The sequence below is a fragment of the Mesorhizobium sp. P2_F5 genome (assembly GCF_056403715.1).
Map to the genome: position 1 here is coordinate 22,908 of NZ_JBFUEY010000003.1, position 23,117 is coordinate 46,024.

The 23,117-nt window shown below is 62.3% G+C and carries 26 protein-coding genes; 15 read left to right on the top strand and 11 right to left on the bottom strand.

The window, feature by feature from the left end; genetic code table 11:
- Positions 1-76: 76 nt before the first annotated feature.
- Entirely contained in the window at positions 77-976 is a 900-nt protein-coding gene (locus tag AC1DYO_RS04120) for a hypothetical protein (RefSeq protein ID WP_477260598.1), read from the bottom strand.
- Between the two features lie 151 nt (positions 977-1,127).
- Between AC1DYO_RS04120 and pgeF the strand changes: the two genes are divergently transcribed.
- The 5 genes from pgeF to AC1DYO_RS04145 all read left to right on the top strand — a co-directional run bounded on the left by pgeF (position 1,128) and on the right by AC1DYO_RS04145 (position 5,972).
- Positions 1,128-1,922 carry a peptidoglycan editing factor PgeF gene (gene pgeF / locus AC1DYO_RS04125; protein ID WP_477260600.1) on the top strand — a complete coding sequence of 265 codons (795 nt, stop codon included), beginning with the start codon at positions 1,128-1,130 and terminating at the stop codon, positions 1,920-1,922.
- A complete protein-coding gene (locus tag AC1DYO_RS04130) occupies positions 1,922-3,073 on the top strand; it encodes a M24 family metallopeptidase (protein ID WP_477260602.1) in 1,152 nt (383 codons plus the stop codon). Before pgeF ends, AC1DYO_RS04130 begins: the two co-directional genes overlap by 1 nt.
- Before the next feature lie 55 nt (positions 3,074-3,128).
- Positions 3,129-3,719 carry a hypothetical protein gene (locus tag AC1DYO_RS04135; protein WP_477260604.1) on the top strand — a complete coding sequence of 197 codons (591 nt, stop codon included), beginning with the start codon at positions 3,129-3,131 and terminating at the stop codon, positions 3,717-3,719.
- Positions 3,720-3,860: 141 nt separating this feature from the next.
- Entirely contained in the window at positions 3,861-4,796 is a 936-nt protein-coding gene (locus AC1DYO_RS04140; protein ID WP_477260605.1) for a ribose-phosphate pyrophosphokinase, read from the top strand.
- A gap of 198 nt (positions 4,797-4,994) precedes the next feature.
- Positions 4,995-5,972 (top strand): Bug family tripartite tricarboxylate transporter substrate binding protein, encoded by a 978-nt coding sequence (locus AC1DYO_RS04145; protein WP_477260607.1) that lies wholly within the window; start codon positions 4,995-4,997, stop codon positions 5,970-5,972.
- 31 nt (positions 5,973-6,003) lie between these two features.
- On the opposite strand, the gene AC1DYO_RS04150 is transcribed toward AC1DYO_RS04145, so the two are convergent.
- On the bottom strand, positions 6,004-6,876 hold the full coding sequence (locus AC1DYO_RS04150) for an AraC family transcriptional regulator (protein ID WP_477260609.1): 873 nt from the start codon (positions 6,874-6,876) through the stop codon (positions 6,004-6,006).
- A gap of 180 nt (positions 6,877-7,056) precedes the next feature.
- On the opposite strand from AC1DYO_RS04150, the gene AC1DYO_RS04155 reads away from it, so the two are divergent.
- Together AC1DYO_RS04155 and AC1DYO_RS04160 are read left to right on the top strand one after the other, a co-directional pair.
- Positions 7,057-8,301 (top strand): MFS transporter, encoded by a 1,245-nt coding sequence (locus tag AC1DYO_RS04155; RefSeq protein ID WP_477260611.1) that lies wholly within the window; start codon positions 7,057-7,059, stop codon positions 8,299-8,301.
- A gap of 143 nt (positions 8,302-8,444) precedes the next feature.
- On the top strand, positions 8,445-9,359 hold the full coding sequence (locus tag AC1DYO_RS04160) for an alpha/beta fold hydrolase (RefSeq protein ID WP_477260613.1): 915 nt from the start codon (positions 8,445-8,447) through the stop codon (positions 9,357-9,359).
- A 76-nt stretch (positions 9,360-9,435) separates the two neighbouring features.
- Here the strand turns inward: AC1DYO_RS04160 and AC1DYO_RS04165 are convergent, their stop codons facing one another.
- Positions 9,436-10,278 (bottom strand): alpha/beta fold hydrolase, encoded by an 843-nt coding sequence (locus tag AC1DYO_RS04165; RefSeq protein WP_477260615.1) that lies wholly within the window; start codon positions 10,276-10,278, stop codon positions 9,436-9,438.
- Between the two features lie 152 nt (positions 10,279-10,430).
- Here AC1DYO_RS04165 and AC1DYO_RS04170 point away from each other — a divergent pair, with 152 nt between their 5' ends.
- From AC1DYO_RS04170 to AC1DYO_RS04200, 7 genes are all read left to right on the top strand, one after another.
- Positions 10,431-10,862, top strand: coding sequence for a MarR family winged helix-turn-helix transcriptional regulator (locus tag AC1DYO_RS04170; protein WP_477260617.1), 432 nt, complete (start codon positions 10,431-10,433; stop codon positions 10,860-10,862).
- Between the two features lie 238 nt (positions 10,863-11,100).
- On the top strand, positions 11,101-11,745 hold the full coding sequence (locus AC1DYO_RS04175; RefSeq protein ID WP_023670037.1) for a 50S ribosomal protein L25/general stress protein Ctc: 645 nt from the start codon (positions 11,101-11,103) through the stop codon (positions 11,743-11,745).
- A 21-nt stretch (positions 11,746-11,766) separates the two neighbouring features.
- Positions 11,767-12,507: an aminoacyl-tRNA hydrolase gene (pth, locus tag AC1DYO_RS04180; protein WP_477260619.1), complete on the top strand. Its 741-nt coding sequence runs from the start codon at positions 11,767-11,769 to the stop codon at positions 12,505-12,507.
- Positions 12,508-12,601: 94 nt separating this feature from the next.
- Positions 12,602-13,705, top strand: a complete 1,104-nt coding sequence (ychF, locus tag AC1DYO_RS04185; protein WP_477260621.1) for a redox-regulated ATPase YchF — start codon at positions 12,602-12,604, stop codon at positions 13,703-13,705.
- A 213-nt stretch (positions 13,706-13,918) separates the two neighbouring features.
- Positions 13,919-14,893 (top strand): magnesium/cobalt transporter CorA, encoded by a 975-nt coding sequence (corA, locus tag AC1DYO_RS04190; protein ID WP_477260623.1) that lies wholly within the window; start codon positions 13,919-13,921, stop codon positions 14,891-14,893.
- Positions 14,894-15,082: 189 nt separating this feature from the next.
- Positions 15,083-15,544 carry a MaoC family dehydratase gene (locus AC1DYO_RS04195; protein WP_477260625.1) on the top strand — a complete coding sequence of 154 codons (462 nt, stop codon included), beginning with the start codon at positions 15,083-15,085 and terminating at the stop codon, positions 15,542-15,544.
- Positions 15,541-16,002 (top strand): MaoC family dehydratase, encoded by a 462-nt coding sequence (locus AC1DYO_RS04200; protein ID WP_477260627.1) that lies wholly within the window; start codon positions 15,541-15,543, stop codon positions 16,000-16,002. The genes AC1DYO_RS04195 and AC1DYO_RS04200 overlap by 4 nt, the downstream gene beginning before the upstream one ends.
- A gap of 74 nt (positions 16,003-16,076) precedes the next feature.
- Here AC1DYO_RS04200 and AC1DYO_RS04205 read toward each other — a convergent pair whose 3' ends face one another.
- The 7 genes from AC1DYO_RS04205 to petA form a co-directional block, all read right to left on the bottom strand.
- Positions 16,077-16,622: an adenine phosphoribosyltransferase gene (locus AC1DYO_RS04205; RefSeq protein WP_477260629.1), complete on the bottom strand. Its 546-nt coding sequence runs from the start codon at positions 16,620-16,622 to the stop codon at positions 16,077-16,079.
- Positions 16,623-16,700: 78 nt separating this feature from the next.
- Entirely contained in the window at positions 16,701-17,144 is a 444-nt protein-coding gene (locus AC1DYO_RS04210) for a nuclear transport factor 2 family protein (RefSeq protein ID WP_477260631.1), read from the bottom strand.
- A gap of 20 nt (positions 17,145-17,164) precedes the next feature.
- Entirely contained in the window at positions 17,165-18,310 is a 1,146-nt protein-coding gene (locus tag AC1DYO_RS04215; protein ID WP_477260633.1) for an alpha-hydroxy acid oxidase, read from the bottom strand.
- A gap of 167 nt (positions 18,311-18,477) precedes the next feature.
- A complete protein-coding gene (locus AC1DYO_RS04220) occupies positions 18,478-19,173 on the bottom strand; it encodes an acid phosphatase (RefSeq protein ID WP_477260635.1) in 696 nt (231 codons plus the stop codon).
- A 125-nt stretch (positions 19,174-19,298) separates the two neighbouring features.
- The gene (locus AC1DYO_RS04225) at positions 19,299-20,171 is read right to left on the bottom strand and encodes a cytochrome c1 (protein ID WP_181061345.1); all 873 of its coding nucleotides are present in this window, start codon (positions 20,169-20,171) and stop codon (positions 19,299-19,301) included.
- 23 nt (positions 20,172-20,194) lie between these two features.
- Positions 20,195-21,538: a cytochrome b gene (locus AC1DYO_RS04230; RefSeq protein ID WP_477260637.1), complete on the bottom strand. Its 1,344-nt coding sequence runs from the start codon at positions 21,536-21,538 to the stop codon at positions 20,195-20,197.
- 16 nt (positions 21,539-21,554) lie between these two features.
- Positions 21,555-22,115: a ubiquinol-cytochrome c reductase iron-sulfur subunit gene (gene petA, locus AC1DYO_RS04235; protein ID WP_181061343.1), complete on the bottom strand. Its 561-nt coding sequence runs from the start codon at positions 22,113-22,115 to the stop codon at positions 21,555-21,557.
- 316 nt (positions 22,116-22,431) lie between these two features.
- On the opposite strand from petA, the gene AC1DYO_RS04240 reads away from it, so the two are divergent.
- Complete coding sequence (locus AC1DYO_RS04240) at positions 22,432-22,776, top strand: cupin domain-containing protein (protein WP_477260639.1); 345 nt, start codon at positions 22,432-22,434, stop codon at positions 22,774-22,776.
- A gap of 21 nt (positions 22,777-22,797) precedes the next feature.
- Here AC1DYO_RS04240 and AC1DYO_RS04245 read toward each other — a convergent pair whose 3' ends face one another.
- Complete coding sequence (locus tag AC1DYO_RS04245; RefSeq protein WP_477260641.1) at positions 22,798-23,109, bottom strand: DUF6665 family protein; 312 nt, start codon at positions 23,107-23,109, stop codon at positions 22,798-22,800.
- Positions 23,110-23,117 lie beyond the last annotated feature (8 nt).

Genomic DNA, 23,117 nt, shown 5'->3' on the forward strand with positions numbered 1-23,117 from the left:
GCGCGCTTTCCCTTGGGAATTGCGTGAAAACAAAGAGATAGAGCGGTTCGCCGTTTCCGCGAAACGGAGAAACGGTCTAGAGATCGTTTACAAGCCGCCCCGCCACACCGCCAAGGTAGGTCTCCCAGACATGGTCGCACATCAGCCGGCGATAGGGCCGCGTGCTGATCAGGCCGCGATAAGAAGCGCCGCCGACATGAAAGAAGCTGTTGTCCAGCATGCGATGCTCGGCCTCGATGCCGCCGAGCTTCAGGCTGATCGTGGTCTTTGCGGCATCGACGATGTTGTGGTCATCCAGCCTGTCGCGCAGCATTGGCCAATTGCCGCCGCCTGTATCGAGCCCGGTGTCGAAGCGCGGCGTGAAATCCAGCTCGAGATCCTCGACGACGGAAAAGCGAAAGAAGCAGAGGCCCGCCCAGAAATACCATCCGTCATGGCCTCTTTTGGCGGGATATTTGGTGCCGTAAGCGTCCTTGCCCTCCATCCGCCTGGCTATGTCGAGGGCAACGACGGGAAAGCAGTCATGGTCGAGAAAGCCGAACAGGTCGGGCCGCAGCGGGCGCACGGTGTTATGGAAGACCCAGTTCATCGAGATGCCATGCGAGCGGTTCGGATTCCATTCGGGATTTCGCGGCAGGCCGAAATAGGCAATGCCGCGCCGCCGGCAGATGGCCTCGATCGCCTGCCGCGCTGCCGGCTTGGACGAATTGTCGATGACCACCAGCGTCATCCCGCTCGAATAGGTCAGCCATGCCTTAGTCAGCGCATCGATGACCCAGGGCGTGTTGTAGGCGATGGAGAAGCAAAAATGCCGTGCGCCGGTCCGCCGCAGGTCTTCGGCAAATTCCGCGCCAGACGCCGCATTGCGTGTGCGGAAATAGCCTTTCACCAGCGTGTTGCGAAAATCCTTCGCCTTGCGCACCTGCCGGTTCTGATGGATCCGTCGGATCAGGCTTTTGACTGGATTCCAGCCCATGAACTTTCGCCCGCCCCGGAAATTGTCTGGCCATTGCCTATAGTCGAATGCCTGCTTTTCGCCAACTCGGAGCCAATGCGGCATGGCTGCCGCAAATGCTTGGCCGAACTTCGCCTTGACGAAAGCGCTGGCGCGGACAACAAACCCATCCATGCTGAATCAGACCAAACCGGATCCTGTTCGCTCGTCGCTGCTGGAAGCGGCAAAGCCGCAAGGCATCCGCCATGGCTATTTCACCCGTATCGGCGGCGTCTCCGGCGGCATTTACCAGGGGCTCAACATCGGCACCGGCTCGGATGATGACCAGATGCTGGTCGCCGAGAACCGGCGCCGCGTCGCCGCCTGGATGGGTGTGCCGGCCAGCCATCTGTTGACCGCGCATCAAGTCCACTCGCCCGACGTCGTCATCGTGAACGAGCCCTTCCCCGGTCCACGGCCCAAGGCCGACGCCGTCGTCACCGACCGGCCGGGCATCGCCATCGGCGCCTCGACCGCCGATTGCGGCCCGGTGCTGTTTGCCGATGCAGAGGCGCGAGTCATCGGCGCGGCGCATGCCGGCTGGAAGGGCGCTTTCACCGGCGTGCTTGAAAACACCATTACCGCGATGGAAAGCCTCGGCGCCCGCCGCGATCGCATCGTTGCGGTTCTCGGCCCGTCCATCGGCCTTGAAAACTACGAAGTCGGGCCGGAATTCGTCGCCCGCTTTGTCGAGGCCGATGCCGAAAACATCGGCTATTTCATGCCTTCGGCCAATCCGGGGCATGCGATGTTCGACCTCAACCTCTATACGATCGACCGGCTCAAGAAGGCCGGCGTGACCGCCGAGGGGCTTGGCCGCTGTACCTATGCCGAGGAGGATCTCTTCTTTTCCTACCGGCGCACGACGCATCGCAAGGAACCGGACTACGGTCGGCAGGTTTCGGCAATTGTTTTGGAGAATGAATAATGGCGCTGCATTTCGAACGGTCGGAATTTGATGCCCGGCGTGACCGGCTGATGATCGAGATGACCGAGAAGAAGCTCGATGCCGTGCTGCTCTTCGCCCAGGAAAGCATGTACTGGCTGACCGGCTACGACACGTTCGGCTTCTGCTTCTTCCAGTGCCTGGTGGTGAAGGCCGACGGCTCGATGGTGCTGCTCACCCGCTCAGCCGATCTGCGTCAGGCACGCCACACCTCGATCATCGACAAGATCGTCCTGTGGACCGACCGCGACGGCGCCAACCCGGCGATCGACCTGCGCAACCTGCTCAACGACCTCGATTTGCTCGGCGCCCGCATTGGGGTCGAATACGACACCCATGGCCTGACCGCCTTCAACGGCCGCCGCGTCGACGAGCAGTTGCAGACCTTCGGCCAGATCGCCGACGCCTCCGGCATTGTCGGCCGGCTGCGCTTGTTCAAGAGCCCGGCCGAGATCGCCAAGGCCGAAAAGGCCGCCAACCTCTCGGACGACGCGCTCGACGCGGCGCTGCCGCTGATCAAGCAGGGCGGCGACGAGGCGCTGATCCTTGCCGCCATGCAGGGCGCGGTGTTTGCCGGCGGCGGCGACTATCCGGCCAATGAATTCATCATCGGCTCGGGCATCGACGCGCTGCTCTGCCGCTACAAGGCCGGACGCCGCAAGCTGACCAAGAACGACCAGCTGACGCTCGAATGGGCGGGTGTTTTCCACCACTATCATGCTCCGATGATGCGCACCGTGCTGACCGGCAAGGTGTCGAAGCGCCATCAGGAGCTGTTCGACGCTGCCCGCGCCGCTCTACTGGCGGTCGAGAAGGCGATGACGCCCGGCAACACCTTCGGCGACGTCTTCGACGCCCATGCCCGCACGCTGGAAGCGCACAATCTGACCAAGCATCGGCTGAACGCCTGCGGCTATTCGGTCGGCGCCCGCTTCGCCCCGTCCTGGATGGACTTACCGATGTTCTACCAGGGCAATCCCGAGCCGATCGCGCCCAACATGACCTTGTTCGCGCACATGATCATCATGGACTCCGAAACCGAGACCGCGATGACGCTTGGCCGCACCTATCTGACCACCGAATCCCAGCCGAAGCCGCTTTCACGCCATGATCTCGACTTGATCGTACAGTGAATCCATAATGGTTGGTCCACGCGGGGGCGTTCACGGCTAAGGAGTTTTCGGGCAGATGAGACGATCGCATGTGACGACCGTGTCATTGCTCGCAGCGCTTGTGCTGGCCGCTTGCACCAACGCCAAGGACGTCCTCGAACCGTCCGCCATCACGCCGCCGGCAGCCTCGGCCCAGCCTCCGTCGGCAGATCCGGGCACTGAGCCCGTCACCACACCAACGCCGACGGTCGGCGCCACCACACCCGCCAACCCCGCGCAGAGCGCCGCCGCTTTGTCGAAAACGCGGCTGCAGATCGCGCCGATTGTCGGTGCCTCGGTGGAAGCGGCAACGCCGCTAACGGCCGAACTGCAGACGCGCGCCAGGCAGCGCGGCATCACGCTTGCCGGCAGCGCCGACCAGGCTGCCACGCATGTGCTGAAGGGCTACTTCTCGACCATGACGGAAGGCAAGGACACCACCGTCATCTATGTCTGGGACGTCTATGACCCCGCCGGCAACCGGCTGCACCGCATCAACGGCCAGCAGAAGGCGCCGTCCGCCAATGCCACCGAAGGCTGGCCCGCTGTCGCGCCCGCTACAATGCAGGCGATCGCTGACCAGACGATCGACCAGTTCGCGGCCTGGCTCGGCGGCAGCGCCGGTTGATCCGCCTGTTCCCGGCTTTCGTCACTGTTGACGTTTTTGAGATTAGCCGGCGGATTCCGACCAACGAGGCTTGCAATACCGGCACGGCTCGCTAAAAGCCCGGTTAAGAGGACCTCCCCCATCCTTCGCCAGGAACGGTGCATGAAGCTTTTCGCGGGCAATTCCAACCGGGTGCTGGCCGAAGCGGTCGCCCGCTATCTCAACGTCCCGCTGGGTAAAGCTAGCGTCAGACGTTTCGCCGATCAGGAAATCTTCGTCGAAATCCAGGAAAACGTGCGCGGCGAGGATGTCTTCATCCTGCAGTCCACCTCGTTTCCGACCAACGATCATTTGATGGAACTGCTCATCATGATCGATGCCTTCATGCGCTCCTCGGCCAAGCGCATCACCGCGGTCATTCCCTATTTCGGCTATGCCAGGCAGGATCGCCGGGCGTCGGGCCGCACCCCGATCTCGGCCAAGCTGGTCGCCAACATGATCACCCGCGCCGGCGTCGACCGCGTTTTGACGCTCGATCTCCATGCCGGCCAGATCCAGGGCTTTTTCGACATTCCGACCGACAATCTGTTCTCGGTGCCGGTGATGGCCCGCGACGTGAAGGCAAAATACAAGCAGCTCGGTAATGTCGTCGTCGTCTCGCCCGACATCGGTGGCGTGGTCCGCGCCCGTGCGCTGGCCAAGCGCTTTGACGCGCAGCTGGCCATTGTCGACAAGCGCCGTGAACGGCCCGGTGAATCCGAAGTGATGAACATCATCGGCGCGGTCGCCGGCAAGGATTGCTTGCTGATCGATGACATCGTCGATTCCGGTGGCACGCTGTGCAACGCCGCCGATGCGCTGCTGGCCAACGGCGCCACCAGCGTCACCGCCTACATCACCCATGGCGTGCTGTCGGGCGGCGCGGTTGCCCGCATCGCCGGCTCGAAGCTGCAGGAACTGGTGATCACCGATTCCATCCAGCCGACGCAGGGCGTGCTCGATGCGCCGAACATCCGCGTCATCTCGATCGCCGACCTGATGGGCGAGGCGATCTCGCGCACGGCAACCGAGGAATCGGTGTCGAGCCTGTTCGACTAGAGCAATTCCAAGAAAAGTGTGAAGCGGTTTTCCCGGGAGACGCGCGTAGCGCTTTCCCTCGGGGAATTGCGTCAAACAAACAGATAAAGCGGACGCCTACATTAGCGGCCCGTAATCTGCGTTGTTGTTGCAAGCAGACATTTCTCCCGACGCGCTTGGCATGGCATACTGCCCCTCCAAACAATGGAGGAGTAGCAGATGCCAATGCGGCGAAGGACTTTGCTCGGGCTTGCGGTTTCCATCGCGGCCGGCTTTTCGGCGCCGGCGGCTTGGGCCGCCGATTTTCCGGACCGGACAATCACCATGGTTGTCCCCTTTTCCGCCGGCGGCTCAACCGATCTGGTCGCGCGCCTCGTCGCCAACAAGATGTCCGAGAAGCTGGGCCAGCAGATTGTCGTCGAAAATGTCGGCGGCGCCGGTGGCAGCATTGGTGCTGCCCAGGTCGCCCGGGCTGAACCCGATGGCTACACGATCCTCATGGGCACGGTTGCCACGCACGCGCTCAACCCGCTGATCCTGAAGACAAAGCCCTATGATGCGGAGAAGGATTTCGCTCCGATATCGCTGCTGGTCCTGGTGCCGAACGTCCTGGTCGTGAACCCTGAATTCCCCGCCAAGGACGTCAAGGAGCTGATCGAACTGCTGAAGAAGGATCCGGACAAATACGCCTACGCCTCATCGGGCAATGGCACCCCGCTGCATCTCTCGGGCGAGCTGTTCAAGACCATGGCCGGTGTTAGCATGCAGCACATCCCTTACAAGGGCGCCGGGCCGGCCTTGAACGACGTTATCGGCAATCAGGTGCCGATGATGTTCGATAACCTCCCGTCTTCATCGGGCCACATCAAGAGCGGGACGCTGAGAGCGCTTGGCGTTACCACCAAGGAGCGCGTCCCCTCCTTCCCCGACATCCCGGCTATCGCCGAAACCATTCCCGGCTATGAAACCTATAGCTGGAACGCTCTGTTTGCGCCTGCGGGCACCCCGCCGGAGGTGATCGCTGTTCTTCAGAAGGCGGCGGTTGAATCCCTGAAAGATCCGGACGTGATTGCCCGCATGGCCCAGTTCAGCGCCTCGATCGTGGCCTCCACCCCGGAGGAGCTTGGAGCGCATGTGAAGGCTGAGCTCGCCAAGTGGGAGCCGATCGTCAAGGCCAGCGGCGTTCAGCTGGACTAGGCAGCGTCGGCGCGTGCTCCCCCGGTGCCTCTTAGGACGCCGGACCCTCAAGGCGAGGTGGAGCCCGCCGCATGCCTTCGTCGCGCGCGCCGCGCATATAGCCGCGCGGCGAGGCGCCCAGCATCCGCTTGAACATGGTGATGAAGGCCGGCACGCTGTCATAGCCGAGATCGAGCGCCACCCTGGTGATCGGCTCGCCGTCGGCGAGCCTGGGCAGCGCCGCGAACAGGCAGGCCTGCTGACGCCATGTCGACAGTGACAGCCCGGTCTGGCGGTGAAAGGCGCGGGTGAACGAGCGACGGCTCATGCCTGCGGCATCGGCCCACTCGTCGATCGTGGCATGTGGCGAAGGCGCCGCCACAAAACGCCGGCAAAGTGCCGCCAGCCTCGGATCGGACGGGAAAGGCAGGCCGAGCGGCCGTTCCGGCAGCGTCGGGATTTCGTGCAACAGCAGGTTCATGATCAGCCCGCCGCGCCCTTCCAGTTCACCGCCTTGCGGCAGCTTTTCCGATTCGACGATCAGGCTGTGCATCAGCTCGGTGACGCCGACGACGCGCAATCCTTCCGGCAGGCCGGGAATCGCGCCCGGCATGACATAGAGCGAGCGCATCGAGACATCGCCCAGCATTTCGACGGAATGCTCGGTGCCGGCCGGTATCCACATTGCGTGGTCGGGCGGCACCATCCAGCGCCCGTACCTGGTCGTCACCAGCACGACGCCGACCAGCGCATGCAGTAGCTGGCTGCGGCTGTGGCGGTGTTGAGGCACGTGGTAACCATCAGGATATTCGGTCGGCAAAGCCACCGCCGGCCCGGAAACCTCCTCCAGCCATTGCCAGCGGCTTTCGTGCAATTGGCCGAGATCGGCATTGCCGGCGCGGAAGATGTCCCTGCCATGTGGCATCGGCTATGGCCCACTTGCGAAACTATTGGACCAAACCACGAAAGAAGTCGCCTCGCAAGCAGCTTATAAGGCAACCATCCCCCAAGGCGCTTCAGACGAGCGTCCTTAAGGCGGTCCGCAGGAGCGGCCGCTAAGCCTGCCTGCGGGCAAACACCCGCCAAAAAGACCTCGGAGCCTGCCTTGACCGATACGACAGCCACCAGCATTGCGCCGCAGCCAAGCGCCAGCCTCCCCTCAGTCCAGGCGACCGCCTTCACCGTCATTCTTGCGGTGAGCTTTTGCCACGGTGTCAACGACATCATGCAATCGCTGCTGCCGGCGATCTATCCGCTGCTGAAAGAGAATTACGGTCTCGATTTCTGGCAGATCGGTCTTTTGACCTTCACCTTCCAAGTCACGGCATCGCTGCTGCAACCGGTCATCGGCATGATCACCGACAAGCGGCCAATGCCTTATTCGCTCCCCTACGGCATGGCTTCCTCGCTGATCGGCCTGATCGTGCTCGCCTATGCCGGCCACTATGCGCTGCTTCTGGTCGGGGCCTCGCTCATCGGCATCGGCTCGGCGATCTTCCATCCGGAATCCTCGCGCATTGCCCGCTTTGCCTCAGGCGGCCGCTTTGGCCTGGCACAATCGCTGTTCCAGGTCGGCGGCAATTTCGGCCAGTCGATGGGGCCGCTGCTCGCCGCCTTCATCGTCGTGCCCTTCGGCCAGACCAGCATTTCCTGGTTCGCTGTCGGCTCCTTGATCGGCATCATCGTTTTGTCACGGGTCGGCGGCTGGTACAGCCGGATGCGCGCCGCGCAGGGCAATCGCAAGGCGGCAAGCTTCGTCTCGCCCTTCCCGCGCAAGAAGGTGATGGGAGCGCTGGCGGTGCTGACGCTGCTGGTGCTGACCAAGAACGCCTACATCGCCTCGCTCTCCAGCTACTATACCTTCTACTCCATCCATAAGTTCGGCGTGTCGGTGCAGATGAGCCAGGTCATGTTGTTCCTGTTTCTCGGCGCCTCGGCGCTGGGCATCCTGCTCGGCGGCCCGTTCGGCGACCGCTACGGACAAAAGGCGATGATCTGGTTCTCGATCGTGGGCGTGCTGCCCTTCACGCTGGCGCTGCCCTACGCCAATTTCGAATGGACGATGGTGCTGACGGTGCTGATCGGCCTGATCCTGTCCTCGGCCTTCTCCAACATCGTCGTCTTCGCGCAGGAACTGGTGCCCGGGCGTGTCGGCACGATCGCCGGTATCTTCTTCGGTTTCGCCTTCGGCATGGGCGGCATTGCCGCTGCCGTGCTCGGCGTCGTCGCCGACATGAAAGGCATCGATTTCGTCTTCCAGATCTGCTCCTATCTGCCGTTGCTCGGCCTGCTGACGGTCTTCCTGCCCAACATGAAGGAAGCCAGGAAGGCGCAGGTCGCCGCCGGCTAAAATCAGCTCATCTTCCGGAAATGATACGAGGGCGCGGCATTTGCTGCGCCCTCTTTGATTCTTCACCATACGCCGGGTGAAAAGCCTGTTAGGAGATAGTCATCAACGAAGGCTTGGGGCCTCCGACGTCTCTGGAGAATGATATGCGCAAGATCGTGTTGGCCGTGTTGGGTGTGCTTCTTGTTACCTTGCCGGCCACGGCACGCATCGTTCCTTTTCCACCGGGATTCAAGACGCAGTCCGTCGAAACCAACGGCACCAAACTCTATGTGCGCGTCGGCGGCAAAGGTCCCGCCGTCGTGCTGCTGCACGGCTTTGCCGATACCGGAGACATGTGGGGTGCGGCGGCGGACGCACTTGCGAAGGACCATACCGTCATCGTGCCGGATCTGCGCGGCATGGGTCTGTCTGCCCACCCGGAAGCGGGCTACACAAAGAAGAACCAGGCCGTCGATATCGCCGGCGTGATGGACGCCCTGAAGATCGACAAGGCAGATCTGGTCACCCACGACATCGGCAACATGGTCGGCTATGCGCTTGCCGCGCAATATCCCAAGCGCATCACCAAATGGGTCATCATCGATGCGCCGCTGCCCGGCATCGGCGACTGGGAAAAGATCAAGCAAAGCCCGCTGCTTTGGCACTTCAACTTCCGCGGCCCGGATATGGAGCGGCTGGTCGCGGGGCGCGAGCGCATCTATCTCGACCGCTTCTACAACGAGCTGTCGGCCGACCCCAAGAAGATCGACGAGGCAACACGCAGGCACTACGCCAAACTCTATGCCCGCCCGCATGCGATGCATGACGCTTTCGAGCAGTTCAAGGCCTTCGACCAGGACGCGATCGACAACCAGGCGATGCTCGCCGCCGGCGGCAAACTGACCATGCCGGTGCTGGCTGTTGGCGGGGAAAAATCCGCCGGCACAACGCAGGCCGATACATTGCGGCTTGTTGCGACCGATGTCACAGGCGGCATCGTGCCTGACTCCGGTCACTGGATCATGGAGGAAAACCCCGACGCGACCGTCAAGCTGATCACTGGTTTTCTCGACAAGTAGGTACTGTCCGACATTTCGATGAAAGCAAAAGCACCCGCCTGACGGCGGGTGCCTTTGTATATCCAAGTGGACGATTCTATGCCTTGAAGAAGGCCAGCAGGTCGGCATTGATGACATCGGAATGGGTCGTCGCCATGCCATGCGGAAAGGCCTTGTAGACCTTGAGCTCGCCCTTCTTGAGAAGCTTGACCGACAGCAGCGCCGAGTCGGCGATCGGAACGATCTGGTCGTCGTCGCCATGCATGACCAGCACCGGCACGTCGATCGCCTTCAGATCGTCGGTGAAGTCGGTTTCCGAGAACGCCTTGATGCAATCATAATGCGCCTTGGTGCCGCCCATCATGCCCTGGCGCCACCAATTCTCGACAACAGCCTGTGAGACCTGAGCGCCGGGACGGTTGAAGCCGTAGAACGGGCCGGCCGCAACATCGTGGAAGAACTGGGCGCGGTTGGCAGCCTGGGCGGAGCGGAAACCGTCGAACACCTCGATCGGCAGGCCGCCGGGATTGGCCGCGGACTTGACCATGATCGGCGGCACGGCGCCGATCAGCACCGCCTTGGCGACACGGCCGCCCGAGCCATACCGCCCGACATAGCGCGCCACCTCGCCGCCGCCGGTCGAATGGCCGACATGGATAGCGTTCGTGAGGTCGAGATGCGCCACAAGTTCCGCGACGTCGGCGGCGTAAGTGTCCATCTCGTTGCCGGTATCCGTCTGTGTCGAACGGCCATGGCCGCGCCGGTCATGGGCAATGACGCGGTAGCCCTTCGACAGGAAGAACAGCATCTGGGCGTCCCAGTCGTCGCTGCTCAGCGGCCAGCCGTGATGGAAGACGATGGGTTGGCCGGTTCCCCAATCCTTGTAGAAAATCTCGGTGCCGTCCTTGGTGGTGATCGTGCTGCTGCCGGGCTTGGTCATCTCAATCTCCATTGATTGTCTTTCGCGATAATCAATATCGCGATAACGATATGACTAGCGCAGATCGAAACCCTTGTCTACAGAAAATATGTATCGCGATATCATTTTTCGTGGTACATATCTGAAACGCTCAGTCGGCAAAGGAATGCGTCGTGCCTCTCCCGTTGGACAATCAGCTCTGTTTCACGCTTTACGCCACCAGCATGGCGATCAACAGAACCTACAAGCCGATGCTGGACGAGATGGGTATCACCTATCCGCAATACCTCGTGCTCAACGCGCTTGCCGAGGCCGACGGCATGTCGGTCGGCAGCATTGCGCACAGGCTCGCCCTGGAATCGAGCACCATCACACCGCTGGTCAAGCGCATGGAACAGGCAGGGCTCGTCACCCGCCAGCGCAGCCAGACCGATGAGCGCCAGGTGCAGGTCGACCTGACGTCGGCCGGTCGCGCGCTGCTCGTCCAGTGCAACTGCCTCAACGAAACCCTGATCGAGCGCTCGGGCATGACGCTGCCTCAGCTCGACGCGCTGAACCGGCAGATCCAGACCCTGCGCGACGCGTTGAGCGGCAATCAGGAATGACCCTGCCCCCTTGCGGCCCAAGACTTGCACCCTTTCCCGCCTTCCGCTATAGAGCCGCCACCCGCGTAGACACCCTTGGAGGCAACGCGGCGGAAGGCTGCCTTCCCTTGTGATCCCGAATAAAGGTCCGCGTATGCGGCTTCCCGCATTCGGACATCCAGGCCTGGCGGCTTTCGACGTTTACGGTCCAGGCAATTTGCCCGCCGCAAACGCTCCATAACACGCGAAAGGAAATGCCATGAGCCACGATACTTACGAGCTCAAGGCCGAAGCGCGCGAACAGGTCGGTAAGGGGTCCGCCCGTGCAGTTCGCCGTAACGGTAAAGTGCCTGCAGTCATTTACGGCGACAGACAGCCTCCCCTGGCTATCGCGCTGAACTACAAGGACGTCTTCTACAAAATCCATGGCGGCGGGTTTTTGACCACGATCGCCACGATCGATGTCGACGGCAAGAAAATCCAGGTTCTGCCCAAGGATTTCCAGCTCGACCCGGTCAAGGATTTCCCAGTCCATGTCGACTTCCTGCGCATCGGCAAGGACACCGAGGTCAATGTCGACGTGCCTGTCCACTTCATCAATGAAGACAAGTCGCCCGGCATCAAGCGCGGCGGCGTGCTCAACATCGTGCGTCACGAAGTCGAGTTCCACTGCCCGGCCAATGCGATCCCGGAATTCATCACCGTCGATCTCACCGGCGCCGACATTGGCGATTCGATCCACATCTCGGCGGTGACCCTGCCGGCCGGCGTCAAGCCGGTGATCTCCGACCGCGACTTCACCATCGCGACGATTGCCGGCTCCTCGGCGATGAAGCCGGAGACGGAAGAGACGGTGGAAGCGGCAGCCCCCGAAGCGGCGGCTCCTGCTGCCGAAGAGAAGTAATTTTCGAGCCCGGAGCGCGCGATGCTTGTGTTTGCAGGCCTCGGCAATCCGGGCGCGAAATACGCTGATAACCGGCACAATGTCGGCTTCATGGCGGCGGACGCAATCGCCCGCCGCCATTCCTTTTCGCCCTGGTCGAAGAAATTCCAGGGCCTGATCGCCGAAGGCACCATTGCCGGCGAAAAGATTCTCCTGATCAAGCCGCAGACCTTCATGAACCTGTCGGGACAGGCGGTCGGAGAAGCTCTGCGCTTCTACAAGATCGGCCCCGAAGCGCTGACCGTCTTTTATGACGAGATCGACCTGCCGGCCGGCAAATTGCGGGTCAAGGTTGGCGGCGGCGCCGGCGGCCACAACGGCATCCGCTCGCTCGACCAGCATGTCGGCAAGAATTTTCGCCGCGTGCGCATCGGCGTCGGCCATCCCGGCGTCCGGGAAATGGTGCACGGCCATGTGCTTGGCGATTTCGCCAAGGCCGATCGCGAATGGCTGGGCGTGCTGCTGGATACCATCGCGGACGATGCCGGACTGCTCGCCAAGGGCGACGACAGTTCCTTCATGAACCGGGTGACGCTGGCCTTGCGCGACAAGCTCGTGCCGACCGGCGATGACGACCGGCCGCCGCCCAAGGCGCCGAAAACGCAGAGCCCGAAAGCCCAGAGCCACATCCGCCAGGCACGGCCGCAGCCGGCGCCTGCCAAGCTGCCGGAAAGCGGCCCGATGGCCGCCATGCTGAAGAAACTGTTCGGCAAGAAGGACTGAGCGTCGACGCTATCGGGACCGCAGGGCTTGACGTTCCTCACCCCTATCGCCCATAGCCCTCATCAAATTTCTATTTCCCGATAGGACCGGACACATGGGTTTCAAATGCGGCATCGTTGGCTTGCCCAACGTCGGCAAGTCGACGCTTTTCAACGCGTTGACCAGGACGGCGGCGGCGCAGGCCGCCAACTATCCGTTCTGCACCATCGAACCGAACACCGGCGAGGTCGCGGTGCCCGATCCGCGCCTGCAGAAGATCGCTTCGATCGCCAAGTCGAAGGAGATCATCCCGACCCGCATCTCCTTCGTCGACATTGCCGGCCTGGTGCGCGGCGCCTCCAAGGGCGAAGGGCTGGGCAACCAGTTCCTCGCCAACATCCGCGAGGTCGACGCCATCGTGCATGTGCTGCGCTGCTTCGAGGATGATGACATTACCCACGTCGAGGGTAAGATCGACCCTGTCGCCGACGCTGATACAGTCGAGACCGAGCTGATGCTCGCCGACCTCGACAGCCTCGAGCGCCGCATCGTGCAGTTCCGCAAGCGCGCCGGCAGCAAGGACAAGGAAGCCACCACCGTGCTGCCGATGATGGAGGCTGCACTCGAGCTCCTCCAGGCCGGCAAGCCGACGCGCATCCTGCTCAAGGGCATTTCAGCGGAAGATCTGCGCATCCTGCAGGGGCTGAACCTCTTGACCTCGCATCCGGTGCTCTATGTCTGCAACGTCGCCGAGGCCGACGCCGCCACCGGCAACGAGCACACTGTGGCTGTCGAGAAGATGGCGACCGCGCAGGGCGCAGGCACCGTTGTGATCTCGGCCGCGATCGAGGCCGAAGTCGCCCAGCTCTCCGACGAAGAGGAGATGGAATTCCTGTCCTCGCTCGGGCTCGACGAGCCTGGCCTGAACAAGGTCATCCGCGCCGGCTACGATCTGCTGCACCTCATCACCTATTTCACCGCCGGGCCGAAGGAGACGCGCGCCTGGACGATCCACAAGGGCGATAAGGCCCCGCAGGCCGCCGGTGTCATCCACACCGACTTCGAGCGCGGCTTCATCCGCGCCCAGACCATCGCTTACAACGACTATGTCACGCTGGGCGGCGAAGTGGCGGCCAAGGAAGCCGGCAAGGCGCGCGACGAAGGCAAGGAATATGTCGTCCAGGACGGCGACGTCCTGCTGTTCAAGTTCAACACCTGAGCTTGCGGACGGGATCGCAGGCGGCGCGCTGACGGCGGCCGATCACAGGTTCGTCAAGTGGAAGAACCGGTATGCTGCTTCGCTTGACTGCCCTTGGCACCGGGTCTAAGGCCGTCTGCATGCGACTTGGCCGTCCCCGCGGGGAACGGCCGCGCGTGCAAGACCCATCGCTATCGAACGAAACCTCTTGGGCTCAACCAACGGAGAGCGGCGATGATCAAGGCCTTCGTCGTCGACAATGACCGCCTGCGCCTCGCCGATGATCTCGTGGCCAATGGCGATCAGGTCGTCTGGGCAGACCTTCTGAACCCGACCAAGGAAGAAGAGACGACGATCGAGACCTGGCTCGGCGTTGCCATTCCGACGCGCGAGGAGATGGAGGAGATCGAGATTTCGAGCCGCCTCTACATCGAGGACGGCGCCTATTTCATGACAGCCACTCTGCCGGCGCAGACCGAGGTCGACGATCCGCTGATGTCGCCGGTCACCTTTGTGCTTGCCGGTCCGAGGCTGGTCACCATCCGCTATCATGAGCCGAAGGCCTTCAAAACCTTTCCGCTGCGCGCGGAGAAGGTGGCGACCGGCTGCACCACGGGCAACACCATTCTGATCGGCCTGCTGGAAGCGATCGTCGATCGCCTCGCCGACATTCTCGAACGCGCAGGCCGTGACATCGAGACGATCTCGCGCGACATTTTCGAGGCGCGTTCGACCAAGGTGAACAAGCGCAACCGCGATTTCCAGGAACTGCTCAAGGCCATCGGCCGCAAGGAAGACATCGCCTCCTCGATCCGCGACAGCCTGATCTCGCTGCAGCGCCTCACCGGCTTCCTCGCCCATGTCGCGACGCAGACCAAGATGAGCAAGGACATCCGCGCCCGCATCAAGACCGTGTCGCGCGACGTGCTGTCGCTCGCTGACCACGCCACCTTCCTGTCGCAGAAGATCTCGTTCCTGCTCGATGCCACACTGGGCATGATCTCGATCGAGCAGAACGCCATCATCAAGATCTTCTCGGTTGCTGCCGTCATCTTCCTGCCGCCGACGCTGGTGGCCTCGATCTACGGCATGAATTTCGACATCATCCCGGAGCTAAAATGGGAGCTCGGCTATCCCTTCGCTATCGGCCTGATGATCCTGTCGGCGATCCTGCCCTTCTGGTATTTCCGCCGCCGCGGCTGGCTCTAATGCATGTCGCTCAAAAGTGGTCCCGGTTTTGAGAGAACGACATGCATAAAAACAAAGAACTAAAGCGCGTTGCCTGATTTCCGTTCAAACGCGAGGCGCTTTAGGCCCAACAGAATTCGCTTGACCAAACGCCGCCCGGACGGCATCCGGATGCCCGGTGATCGTACAACCTTGAACCGGATTAGGATCATGACCGGAAAAAGCTGGGCCTATGAGGATTTCACCGAGGGCGCGTCGATCGACCTCGGCGCCAAAAAGGTGAGTGCGGCCGAGATCGTCGAATTCGCCGCCGAGTTCGATCCGCAGCCGATGCATCTCGACGAGGAAGCCGGCAAGGCCAGCATCCTTGGCGGGCTCGCTGCCTCCGGCTGGCACACCTGTGCGATCTTCATGCGCATGTTGTGCGACGCCTTCCTGCTCGACTCGACCGCGCAAGGTGCGCCCGGCATCGACCAGGTCAAATGGAAGAAGCCGGTGCTGGAAGGCGATACGCTTTCCGGCAGGACCGGTGTGCTGGCCAAGCGCCTGTCGAAGTCACGCCCTCAGCTTGGCCTGGTCACGTTTCGCAGCGAGTTGCTCAACCAGCGTGGCGAAAGCGTCTTTGAACTCGAAAACACCGTCATGTTCCTGACCCGGGAGACCGGCGCATGAGCCTCGACGAGTTCTTCCGCATTGGCGAAACCATCAACCTCGGTTCGCACACATTCGACGCCGAGGCGATCAAGGCGTTCGCCCGCAAATACGATCCGCAGCCCTTTCACGTCGACGAGGAGGCGGCGAAGAAAAGCGTGTTCGGCAGCCTCTGCGCCTCAGGCTGGCACACCGCGGCAACCTGGATGAAACTTAGTGTCGAGGCCCGCATGGATGCCGGGTGGACGGGCCTGGGTCCGGTGCCCGAATTCGGTCCCTCGCCCGGTTTCAAGAATCTGAAATGGCCAAAGCCCGTCTATGCCGGAGAGACCGTCACCTTCATGCGCACGGCCCTGTCCCATCGCCCGCTCGCCACCCGCCCCGGCTGGCGGCTGCTCGCGCTGCGCTCGGAGGGGATCGATTCGACAGGCGACAAGGTGCTGGAGTTCGACAGCGCCGTGCTGGTGAAGGCTGGGTAGGAAGTAGGGAATAGGCAGTAGGCAGTAGTGAGTGCTGCGCCTTGCATGGAATGCGGAGCTCCCTACTCCCTACTCTAATGCCCTTCGAACCCGATCAACGTCCGCACCGGCACACCCAGTGCTTCCAGCTTGGCGCGCCCGCCGAGATCCGGCAGGTCGATGACAAAGCAGGCGGCAAGGATATCGGCGCCGATCTGCCTCAGCAGTTTCACCGCAGCTTCCGCCGTGCCGCCGGTGGCGATCAGATCATCGACCAGGATCACCTTCTCGCCCGGCGCAACGCCGTCCTTGTGCATCTCCATCTCGTCCAGCCCGTATTCCAGGCTGTAGGCGACGCGCACCGTCTCGTAAGGCAATTTGCCCTTCTTGCGGATCGGCACGAAGCCGGCCGAAAGCTGGTGCGCGACGGCGCCACCAAGGATGAAGCCCCGCGCCTCGATGCCGGCGATCTTGTCGATCTTCTGGCCGGCATAGGGATGCACCAGTTCGTCGATGGCGCGGCGGAAGGCGCGCGCATTGCCGAGCAGAGTGGTGATGTCGCGAAACAGGATGCCGGGCCTGGGATAGTCCGGAATGGTGCGGATCGCGGCGAGCAGCGTGTCTTCGAGCGAAGGTTTCATAAGGCGGCTCCGGATGATCCAGGACAGGTGTGAAACGACGCAGGGACAGATCCCCGGCGCGAGGCGCGACGACAACGGCTAGCGCGATGTGGCGGCCGAAACAAGCGCATCCGGCAAAGGATTGGCCTCGCTCGCTCTGTCCCACGCCTGGGCAACGATCTTCCACTGCCCCTCGCTCTTCACCAGCAGCAGCATTTCCATCGACCGGTTGGTCTCGGCGCCGTTCTCAATCATCTCGGCCGCGACAGCCGCGATCGCGATGTTGCCAAAGACGCAGATATCGGCACCCAGCACGGTTTCCTGCAACGACCGCAGCGAGGTGAGCGACAGGCCGCGCATCCGCTCGACAAAATCGGCAATGCCGATGCGCCTTGCCGGACGGGCAGCCGGATAAAGGCTGGCGCCCTCCAGAAAATCGTTGGCAAAGCCGTCCCATTCCGGCGCGGCGTTCTCATCCCAACTGAGACTGGCGAACTGCCGATCGATAACCGCCCTTATTACGTCCCTGTCCGTATCCGCCATGACCGGTCGCTCCCGTTCGACTACCTGAAACGGAGATTCGTGCGCGACAATTGTTCGATGGAACTGCAGCCCATCAGCTTCATGCCGCGCTCGATCTCGACCCGCATCTGCTCGAGCGCCCGCTCGACGCCTGGTTGGCCGGCCGCCGCCAGCGGGAACAGATAGTAGCGCCCGACGCCAACAGCCTTGGCGCCGAGCGACAGCGCCTTGAGCACATGCGTGCCGCGTTGCACGCCGCCATCCATGATGACGTCTATCCTGTCACCGACGGCATCGACGATCTCGGCCAGTTGGTCGAAAGCCGCCCTTGAGCCGTCCAGCTGCCGACCGCCATGGTTCGACAGCACAATGCCGCTGCAGCCGATCTCGACGGCACGTTTGGCGTCCTCCACCGACATGACGCCCTTGAGGCAGAACGGACCTCCCCACAGCTTGACCATCTCGGCGACGTCGTCCCACGTCATCGACGGATCGAGCATCTCGGTGAAGTAGCGGCTGATCGACATCGTGCCGCCGCCCATGTCGACATGCTCGTCGAGCTGCGGCAGCTTGAACCCCTCATGGGTGAAATAGTTGATCGCCCAGCCCGGCTTGAGCGCGAACTGCAGCATGCCGGCAAGGTTGAGCTTGAAGGGAATGGCAAAGCCGGTGCGCTTGTCGCGCTCGCGGTTTCCGCCGGTGATGCTGTCGACGGTCAGCATCATCACCTCGACGCCAACCGCCTTTGCCCGCTGCATCATCGCCCGGTTTAGGCCGCGATCCCGATGGAAATAGAATTGGTAGACCTGCGGGCTGCTGCTGATCTTGCGCGCCTCCTCGAGGCTCACCGTGCCCAGCGAGGACACGCCGAACATGGTGCCGAATTTGGCCGAAGCCTTGGCCACCGCACGCTCGCCCTGATGATGGAACAGCCGTTGCAAGGCGGTCGGTGAGCAATAGACCGGCATTGCCAGCTTCTGGCCCATGACGGTCACCGACATGTCGATCTCGCTCACACCGCGCAGCACGTTGGGGACGAGATCGCAGCTCTCGAAACTTTCGGTGTTGCGGCGGTAGGTGACCTCATCGTCGGCGGCGCCGTCTATGTAATTGAAGATCGGCCCCGGCAGCCGCTGCTGCGCCATGCGCCGGAAATCGGAAAAGTTGTGACAGTCGCGTAGCCGCATCATCGATTTCCAAATGCCATGGCGAAAGAAACTCGCTGCGTCGAATATCAATCCGACGCCGCCGTGCCAACGGGCGAATTGCCGAACTGCCTCTTGGTCACAGCCATGAACGAAAAAGGGACGCCTTTGGCGCCCCTTCCCGTCGAAAACCGACTGTCGTGAATAGCTTACATGCCGAGATCGGAACGCAACTCGGCCTTGGCGACATCGTACTCGGCCTTGAAGTCGTCGCGGTTGAGCAGGACGGCGGCAATGACGCTGCCGGAAATCTTGCCCATCTCGACATCGGACGGATAGTGGATGCCGCCAACCACGCGGTTGTGAGCATACTCGGCCGCACGCGCCATGATCTCGGCGCGCTTTTCCGGAATCATGTCGGCCAGGATGATGCCCATCATGGTGCCGACAGTGGCATGACCCGAAGGCCAGGACCCTGAGCTCGACAGTTTGACCACCGGCTTGACGAGGTCGCTGAGCTGGTGCGGACGCGGGCGCTTCCAGACATCCTTGGCCGGGTCGACGACAGCGCCTTCGGTGGCCACGACGCGATCGAAGAAGGCTGCGAATTTCGGCAGCTTTTCCTTGTTGAAATTCGGCCCCATGACATTGGTGAAGCGCCAGACGTCTTCCTCGGCGTCGGCAATGGCGCTGGCCTCCATCTCGGGCGTGCGCGTCACCTGCAGCGTCAGCACGGCGCCAAGCTCGGCCTTGGTCTCGGCCGAATCGTTGGCCGGCGGCGGCGGCAGGATCATCGTCAGGTCGACGTCCTTGTTGGTGATGAAGGGTTTTGCGTCTTCGGCCTGGGCGGCCGAGCCGGCGATGAGCAGCAGCAGTCCTGCCGCGAGCGATGCGTATCTTTTCATGGGTGCGATCCTTTGATGAGGGCGCCACAGGATCGCCAGCGGCAGTGACGGCCGTGTGACAAGCCGCCTCCGGAAAAGCAAAAGGGCGCCTCTCGGCGCCCTTTTTTATACGTGGCTGGCAGCGCTTAGTGCGCGACGTCTTCCCATACCTTGCGCTTGGTCAGATACATCAGCGTCCCGAACAGAGCCAAGAACACCAGCACGCGGAAGCCGGTCTTCTTGCGATCTTCCATATGCGGTTCCGCCGCCCACATCAGGAAGGCCGAGACGTCGCGCGAATACTGGTCGACCGTCTGCGGCGAGCCGTCATCATAGGTGACCTGGCCGTCGGACAGCGGCTTGGGCATCTTCAGCGACACGCCGGACATGAAGTAAGGATTGTAGTGCGTGCCTTCCGGGATCACCATGCCGGCCGGCGGCGTCTGGTCGTAACCGGTCAGCAGCGAATGGATGTAGTCCGGGCCGCCCTGGGCATACTGGGTGAAGATGTCGAACACGAAGCGCGGGAAGCCGCGCTCGACGCCGCGTGCCTTGGCCAGCAGCGACATGTCCGGCGGAGCAGCGCCACCGTTGGAGGCAGCGGCTGCCTGCTCATTGGCGAACGGCGCCGGGAAATAGTCGGACGGCTTGCCCGGGCGGTCGAACATGTCGCCGGCATCGTTGGGACCGTCATGGATGGTGTATTCGGCGGCAAAGGACTTCACCTGCGCCTCCGAATAGCCCAGGCCTTCCAGCGTGCGGAACGCCACTAAATTCATCGAATGGCAGGCCGAGCAGACTTCCTTGTAGACCTTCAGGCCGCGCTGCAGCTGCGCCTTGTCGTAGGTGCCGAGCGGGCCGGCGAAGCTCCAGTCCATTTCCTTCGGTTCGTCGATCGGGAAATGCGTCGGTGCTGCCGCGTTGTGCGCCTCTTCAGCGGCCATCGCCACGGTGCCGACCGCTCCGATGCCGCCAGCAAACACGCCTAGCAGGGCGAGCGAGGTGAGAATCTTCTTCATGCCAAATCCCCTTAGATTCTCGCTCAGCCCTTGGTTTCCGGCGCGGAGGTCGCACCGGCCGGATGTCCCCCACCGGCACCCTTGTTCTTCTCCAGCACCGCCTCGGTAATCGAATTCGGCAGTCTGCGCGGCGTCTCGATAAGGCCCAGCACCGGCAGCGCGACCAGGAAGAAGGCGAAGTAGAACAGTGTCGCCGCTTGAGCGTAGCCAACGTAGTTGCCCGAGACCTCACCTATCATGAGGGTCAACAGACCGCCGCCTTCCGCCGGCTGCGAGCCAAGCCAGCCAAGCAGGACAGCGTCGGCGACGAACAGCCAGAAGAACAGCTTGTACCAAGGGCGATAGACCGCCGAGCGCACCTTGGACGTGTCGAGCCACGGCACCAGGAACAGCATGACGATGGCGCCGAACATGCACAGCACGCCGCCGAGCTTCGAGTTGATCGGCCCGATGTTGAAGGTGATGGCGCGCAGGATCGCGTAGAACGGCAGGAAGTACCATTCCGGCACGATGTGGGCCGGCGTCTTCAGCGGGTTGGCGATCGTGTAATTGTCCGGATGGCCGAGGAAGTTCGGCAGGTAGAAGACGAAATAGGCGAAGAGGAACAGGAACACTATCATGCCGAACGCGTCCTTGATGGTCGCATAGGGCGTGAAGGCGACGGTGTCGGTCTTCGACTTGACCTCGATGCCGGTCGGGTTCGACTGGCCGACCACATGCAGCGCCCAGACGTGCAGGACGACGACGCCGGCAATCATGAACGGCAGCAGATAGTGCAGCGCAAAGAAGCGGTTGAGCGTCGGATTGTCGACGGCGAAACCGCCGAGCAGCAGCTGCTGGATCCAGTCGCCGACCAGCGGAATGGCGCTGAAGAAGCCGGTGATGACGGTGGCGCCCCAGAAGCTCATCTGACCCCAGGGCAGCACATAGCCCATGAAGCCGGTTGCCATCATCAGGAGGTAGATGATGCAGCCGAGGATCCACAGCAACTCGCGCGGCGCCTTGTAGGAGCCGTAATAAAGTCCGCGGAAGATGTGGATGTAGACGGCGACGAAGAAGAACGAAGCGCCGTTGGAATGCATATAGCGCAACAGCCAGCCCGAATTCACGTCGCGCATGATCTTCTCGACCGAATTGAAGGCGAGATTGGTGTCGGCCGTATAGTGCATGGCCAGCACGATCCCGGTCAGGATCTGCGCCACCAGCATGATCGCCAGGATGCCGCCGAAGGTCCACGCATAGTTCAGGTTGCGCGGCACCGGATAGGCGATGAAGCTGTCATAGACCATGCGCGGCAGCGGCATGCGGGCGTCGAACCAGCGTTCGATACCGGTCTTGGGCGTATAGGTCGAGTGTCCCTCGCTCATCGAAATATCCCCTGCCTCAACCGATAAGGATTTTGGTATCGGAAATGAACTTGAATACCGGCACGGCCATGTTTTCCGGCGCCGGGCCTTTGCGGATACGGCCGGCGGTGTCGTACTGCGAACCGTGGCACGGGCAGAACCAGCCGCCGAAATCGCCTTCCTGGCCGAGCGGAATGCAGCCCAGATGCGTGCAGACCTGCACCATCACCATCCAGGCTTCCTTGCCGGGCGTGGTGCGGTTGGCGTCGGTCGCAGGCGCATCGGCCGGCAGATTGGCGTTGCGGGCGATCGGATCCTTGAGGTCGGCAAGGTTGACGGTCTCGCCGTCCTTCATCTCTTGCTCGGTGCGGTTGCGCACCACGACCGGCTTGCCGCGCCATTTGACGATCAGCGACATGCCAGGGGTCAGCGAGGAAACATCGACCTCGACCGAGGCCAGCGCCAGCGTCGAGGCGTCGGGGCGCATCTGGTCGATGAACGGCCACGCGACGGCCCCTGCGCCGACCACTGCGGCCATGCCGGTGGCGACGTAAAGAAAATCACGACGGTTGGGATCCTGGGTGTCGGTTGCGCTCACGGGTGCCTGATCCTTTCGCCTCTTCCGAGCCGGCGGTCGAGCTTTGTTCCCCGCTCCATCGCGCCGGCCCGACAGCGCATGGCGAACAAGCTAGCGAATTCCTCCGGCATTTGGATTTCGGTTTATGCGTGAAGCCCGTTTTTGTCCAGCGGGGTGAGGCCACAAGGGCAGATTGTCGCGGGGACAGAACAGCGTGTCAGTCGGCCAGATGCCAAACGGCCGGCAAAGGCGGCTAAATAACGGGGGAATCTCAGCAAATCCGAGGCTCCCCGCCCTGTCTCGACAGGACAGGTTGCCGTGATCTAGTCTCGCCGATATGGCACACATCATCGACCGCGAGACCTGGACCAGGACGCCCGGCCTTTGGCAAGGCGAACTGCAACTAAGCGCCTACGGCTCCAACTCCTGCCTGATCTTCAATTACCAGCCGGAGATCGGCGGCGGCCCGCGGCTGCACACCCACCCCTATTGCGAGATCTTCATCATCCGCCAGGGCACCGGCCTGTTCACGATCGGCGACAAGCAGATCGAGGCCACGGCCGGCCAGATCCTGATCGTGCCGCCGAATACACCGCACAAATTCACCAATCTTGGACCCGGCCCGCTCGAATCGACCGACATCCACGAAAGCGGCAGCTTCATCACCGAATGGCTGGAATGATTGTTTGCCGGCCGATGATCTCTAGCTGGCGCCGAGCCTAACCAGAACCGCCCTTGGGATGTCGTACTCGCGGATCACCGACTCATGCCGGCGCAAGCCGCAGAGTTCACGCTGGATGAAATAGGCGTGCACCGCCTCCGCAGCCTCCTTCAGCAGCCGGGCGCGCTGGTCTTGCTCACGATTCTCGCGCAGCTTCTTCAGCGTTTCCTCGACACGCTGGCCGGTACGGCCGAGGGCCGCCGCTTTTTCGGCCAGGATCTCGTGGCCGAGCAGGTCGAGCGCGCTCTCCTGCGCGCTGCTTTGTCCAAAATTCGAGGGCATTCTGACCGACATGATCGCGT

Coding starts and splice junctions, on each gene's coding strand:
- pth (WP_477260619.1), top strand. CDS start 11,767: ATGCTTGTGTTTGCAGGCCTCGGCAATCCGGGCGCGAAATACGCTGAT.
- corA (WP_477260623.1), top strand. CDS start 13,919: ATGATCAAGGCCTTCGTCGTCGACAATGACCGCCTGCGCCTCGCCGAT.
- AC1DYO_RS04160 (WP_477260613.1), top strand. CDS start 8,445: ATGCGCAAGATCGTGTTGGCCGTGTTGGGTGTGCTTCTTGTTACCTTG.
- AC1DYO_RS04175 (WP_023670037.1), top strand. CDS start 11,101: ATGAGCCACGATACTTACGAGCTCAAGGCCGAAGCGCGCGAACAGGTC.
- AC1DYO_RS04145 (WP_477260607.1), top strand. CDS start 4,995: ATGCCAATGCGGCGAAGGACTTTGCTCGGGCTTGCGGTTTCCATCGCG.
- pgeF (WP_477260600.1), top strand. CDS start 1,128: ATGCTGAATCAGACCAAACCGGATCCTGTTCGCTCGTCGCTGCTGGAA.
- AC1DYO_RS04200 (WP_477260627.1), top strand. CDS start 15,541: ATGAGCCTCGACGAGTTCTTCCGCATTGGCGAAACCATCAACCTCGGT.
- AC1DYO_RS04165 (WP_477260615.1), bottom strand. CDS start 10,278: ATGACCAAGCCCGGCAGCAGCACGATCACCACCAAGGACGGCACCGAG.
- AC1DYO_RS04130 (WP_477260602.1), top strand. CDS start 1,922: ATGGCGCTGCATTTCGAACGGTCGGAATTTGATGCCCGGCGTGACCGG.
- AC1DYO_RS04215 (WP_477260633.1), bottom strand. CDS start 18,310: ATGCGGCTACGCGACTGTCACAACTTTTCCGATTTCCGGCGCATGGCG.
- AC1DYO_RS04140 (WP_477260605.1), top strand. CDS start 3,861: ATGAAGCTTTTCGCGGGCAATTCCAACCGGGTGCTGGCCGAAGCGGTC.
- AC1DYO_RS04150 (WP_477260609.1), bottom strand. CDS start 6,876: ATGCCACATGGCAGGGACATCTTCCGCGCCGGCAATGCCGATCTCGGC.
- AC1DYO_RS04220 (WP_477260635.1), bottom strand. CDS start 19,173: ATGAAAAGATACGCATCGCTCGCGGCAGGACTGCTGCTGCTCATCGCC.
- AC1DYO_RS04135 (WP_477260604.1), top strand. CDS start 3,129: ATGAGACGATCGCATGTGACGACCGTGTCATTGCTCGCAGCGCTTGTG.
- AC1DYO_RS04240 (WP_477260639.1), top strand. CDS start 22,432: ATGGCACACATCATCGACCGCGAGACCTGGACCAGGACGCCCGGCCTT.
- AC1DYO_RS04210 (WP_477260631.1), bottom strand. CDS start 17,144: ATGGCGGATACGGACAGGGACGTAATAAGGGCGGTTATCGATCGGCAG.
- AC1DYO_RS04120 (WP_477260598.1), bottom strand. CDS start 976: ATGGGCTGGAATCCAGTCAAAAGCCTGATCCGACGGATCCATCAGAAC.
- AC1DYO_RS04225 (WP_181061345.1), bottom strand. CDS start 20,171: ATGAAGAAGATTCTCACCTCGCTCGCCCTGCTAGGCGTGTTTGCTGGC.
- AC1DYO_RS04195 (WP_477260625.1), top strand. CDS start 15,083: ATGACCGGAAAAAGCTGGGCCTATGAGGATTTCACCGAGGGCGCGTCG.
- ychF (WP_477260621.1), top strand. CDS start 12,602: ATGGGTTTCAAATGCGGCATCGTTGGCTTGCCCAACGTCGGCAAGTCG.
- AC1DYO_RS04245 (WP_477260641.1), bottom strand. CDS start 23,109: ATGTCGGTCAGAATGCCCTCGAATTTTGGACAAAGCAGCGCGCAGGAG.
- AC1DYO_RS04230 (WP_477260637.1), bottom strand. CDS start 21,538: ATGAGCGAGGGACACTCGACCTATACGCCCAAGACCGGTATCGAACGC.
- AC1DYO_RS04205 (WP_477260629.1), bottom strand. CDS start 16,622: ATGAAACCTTCGCTCGAAGACACGCTGCTCGCCGCGATCCGCACCATT.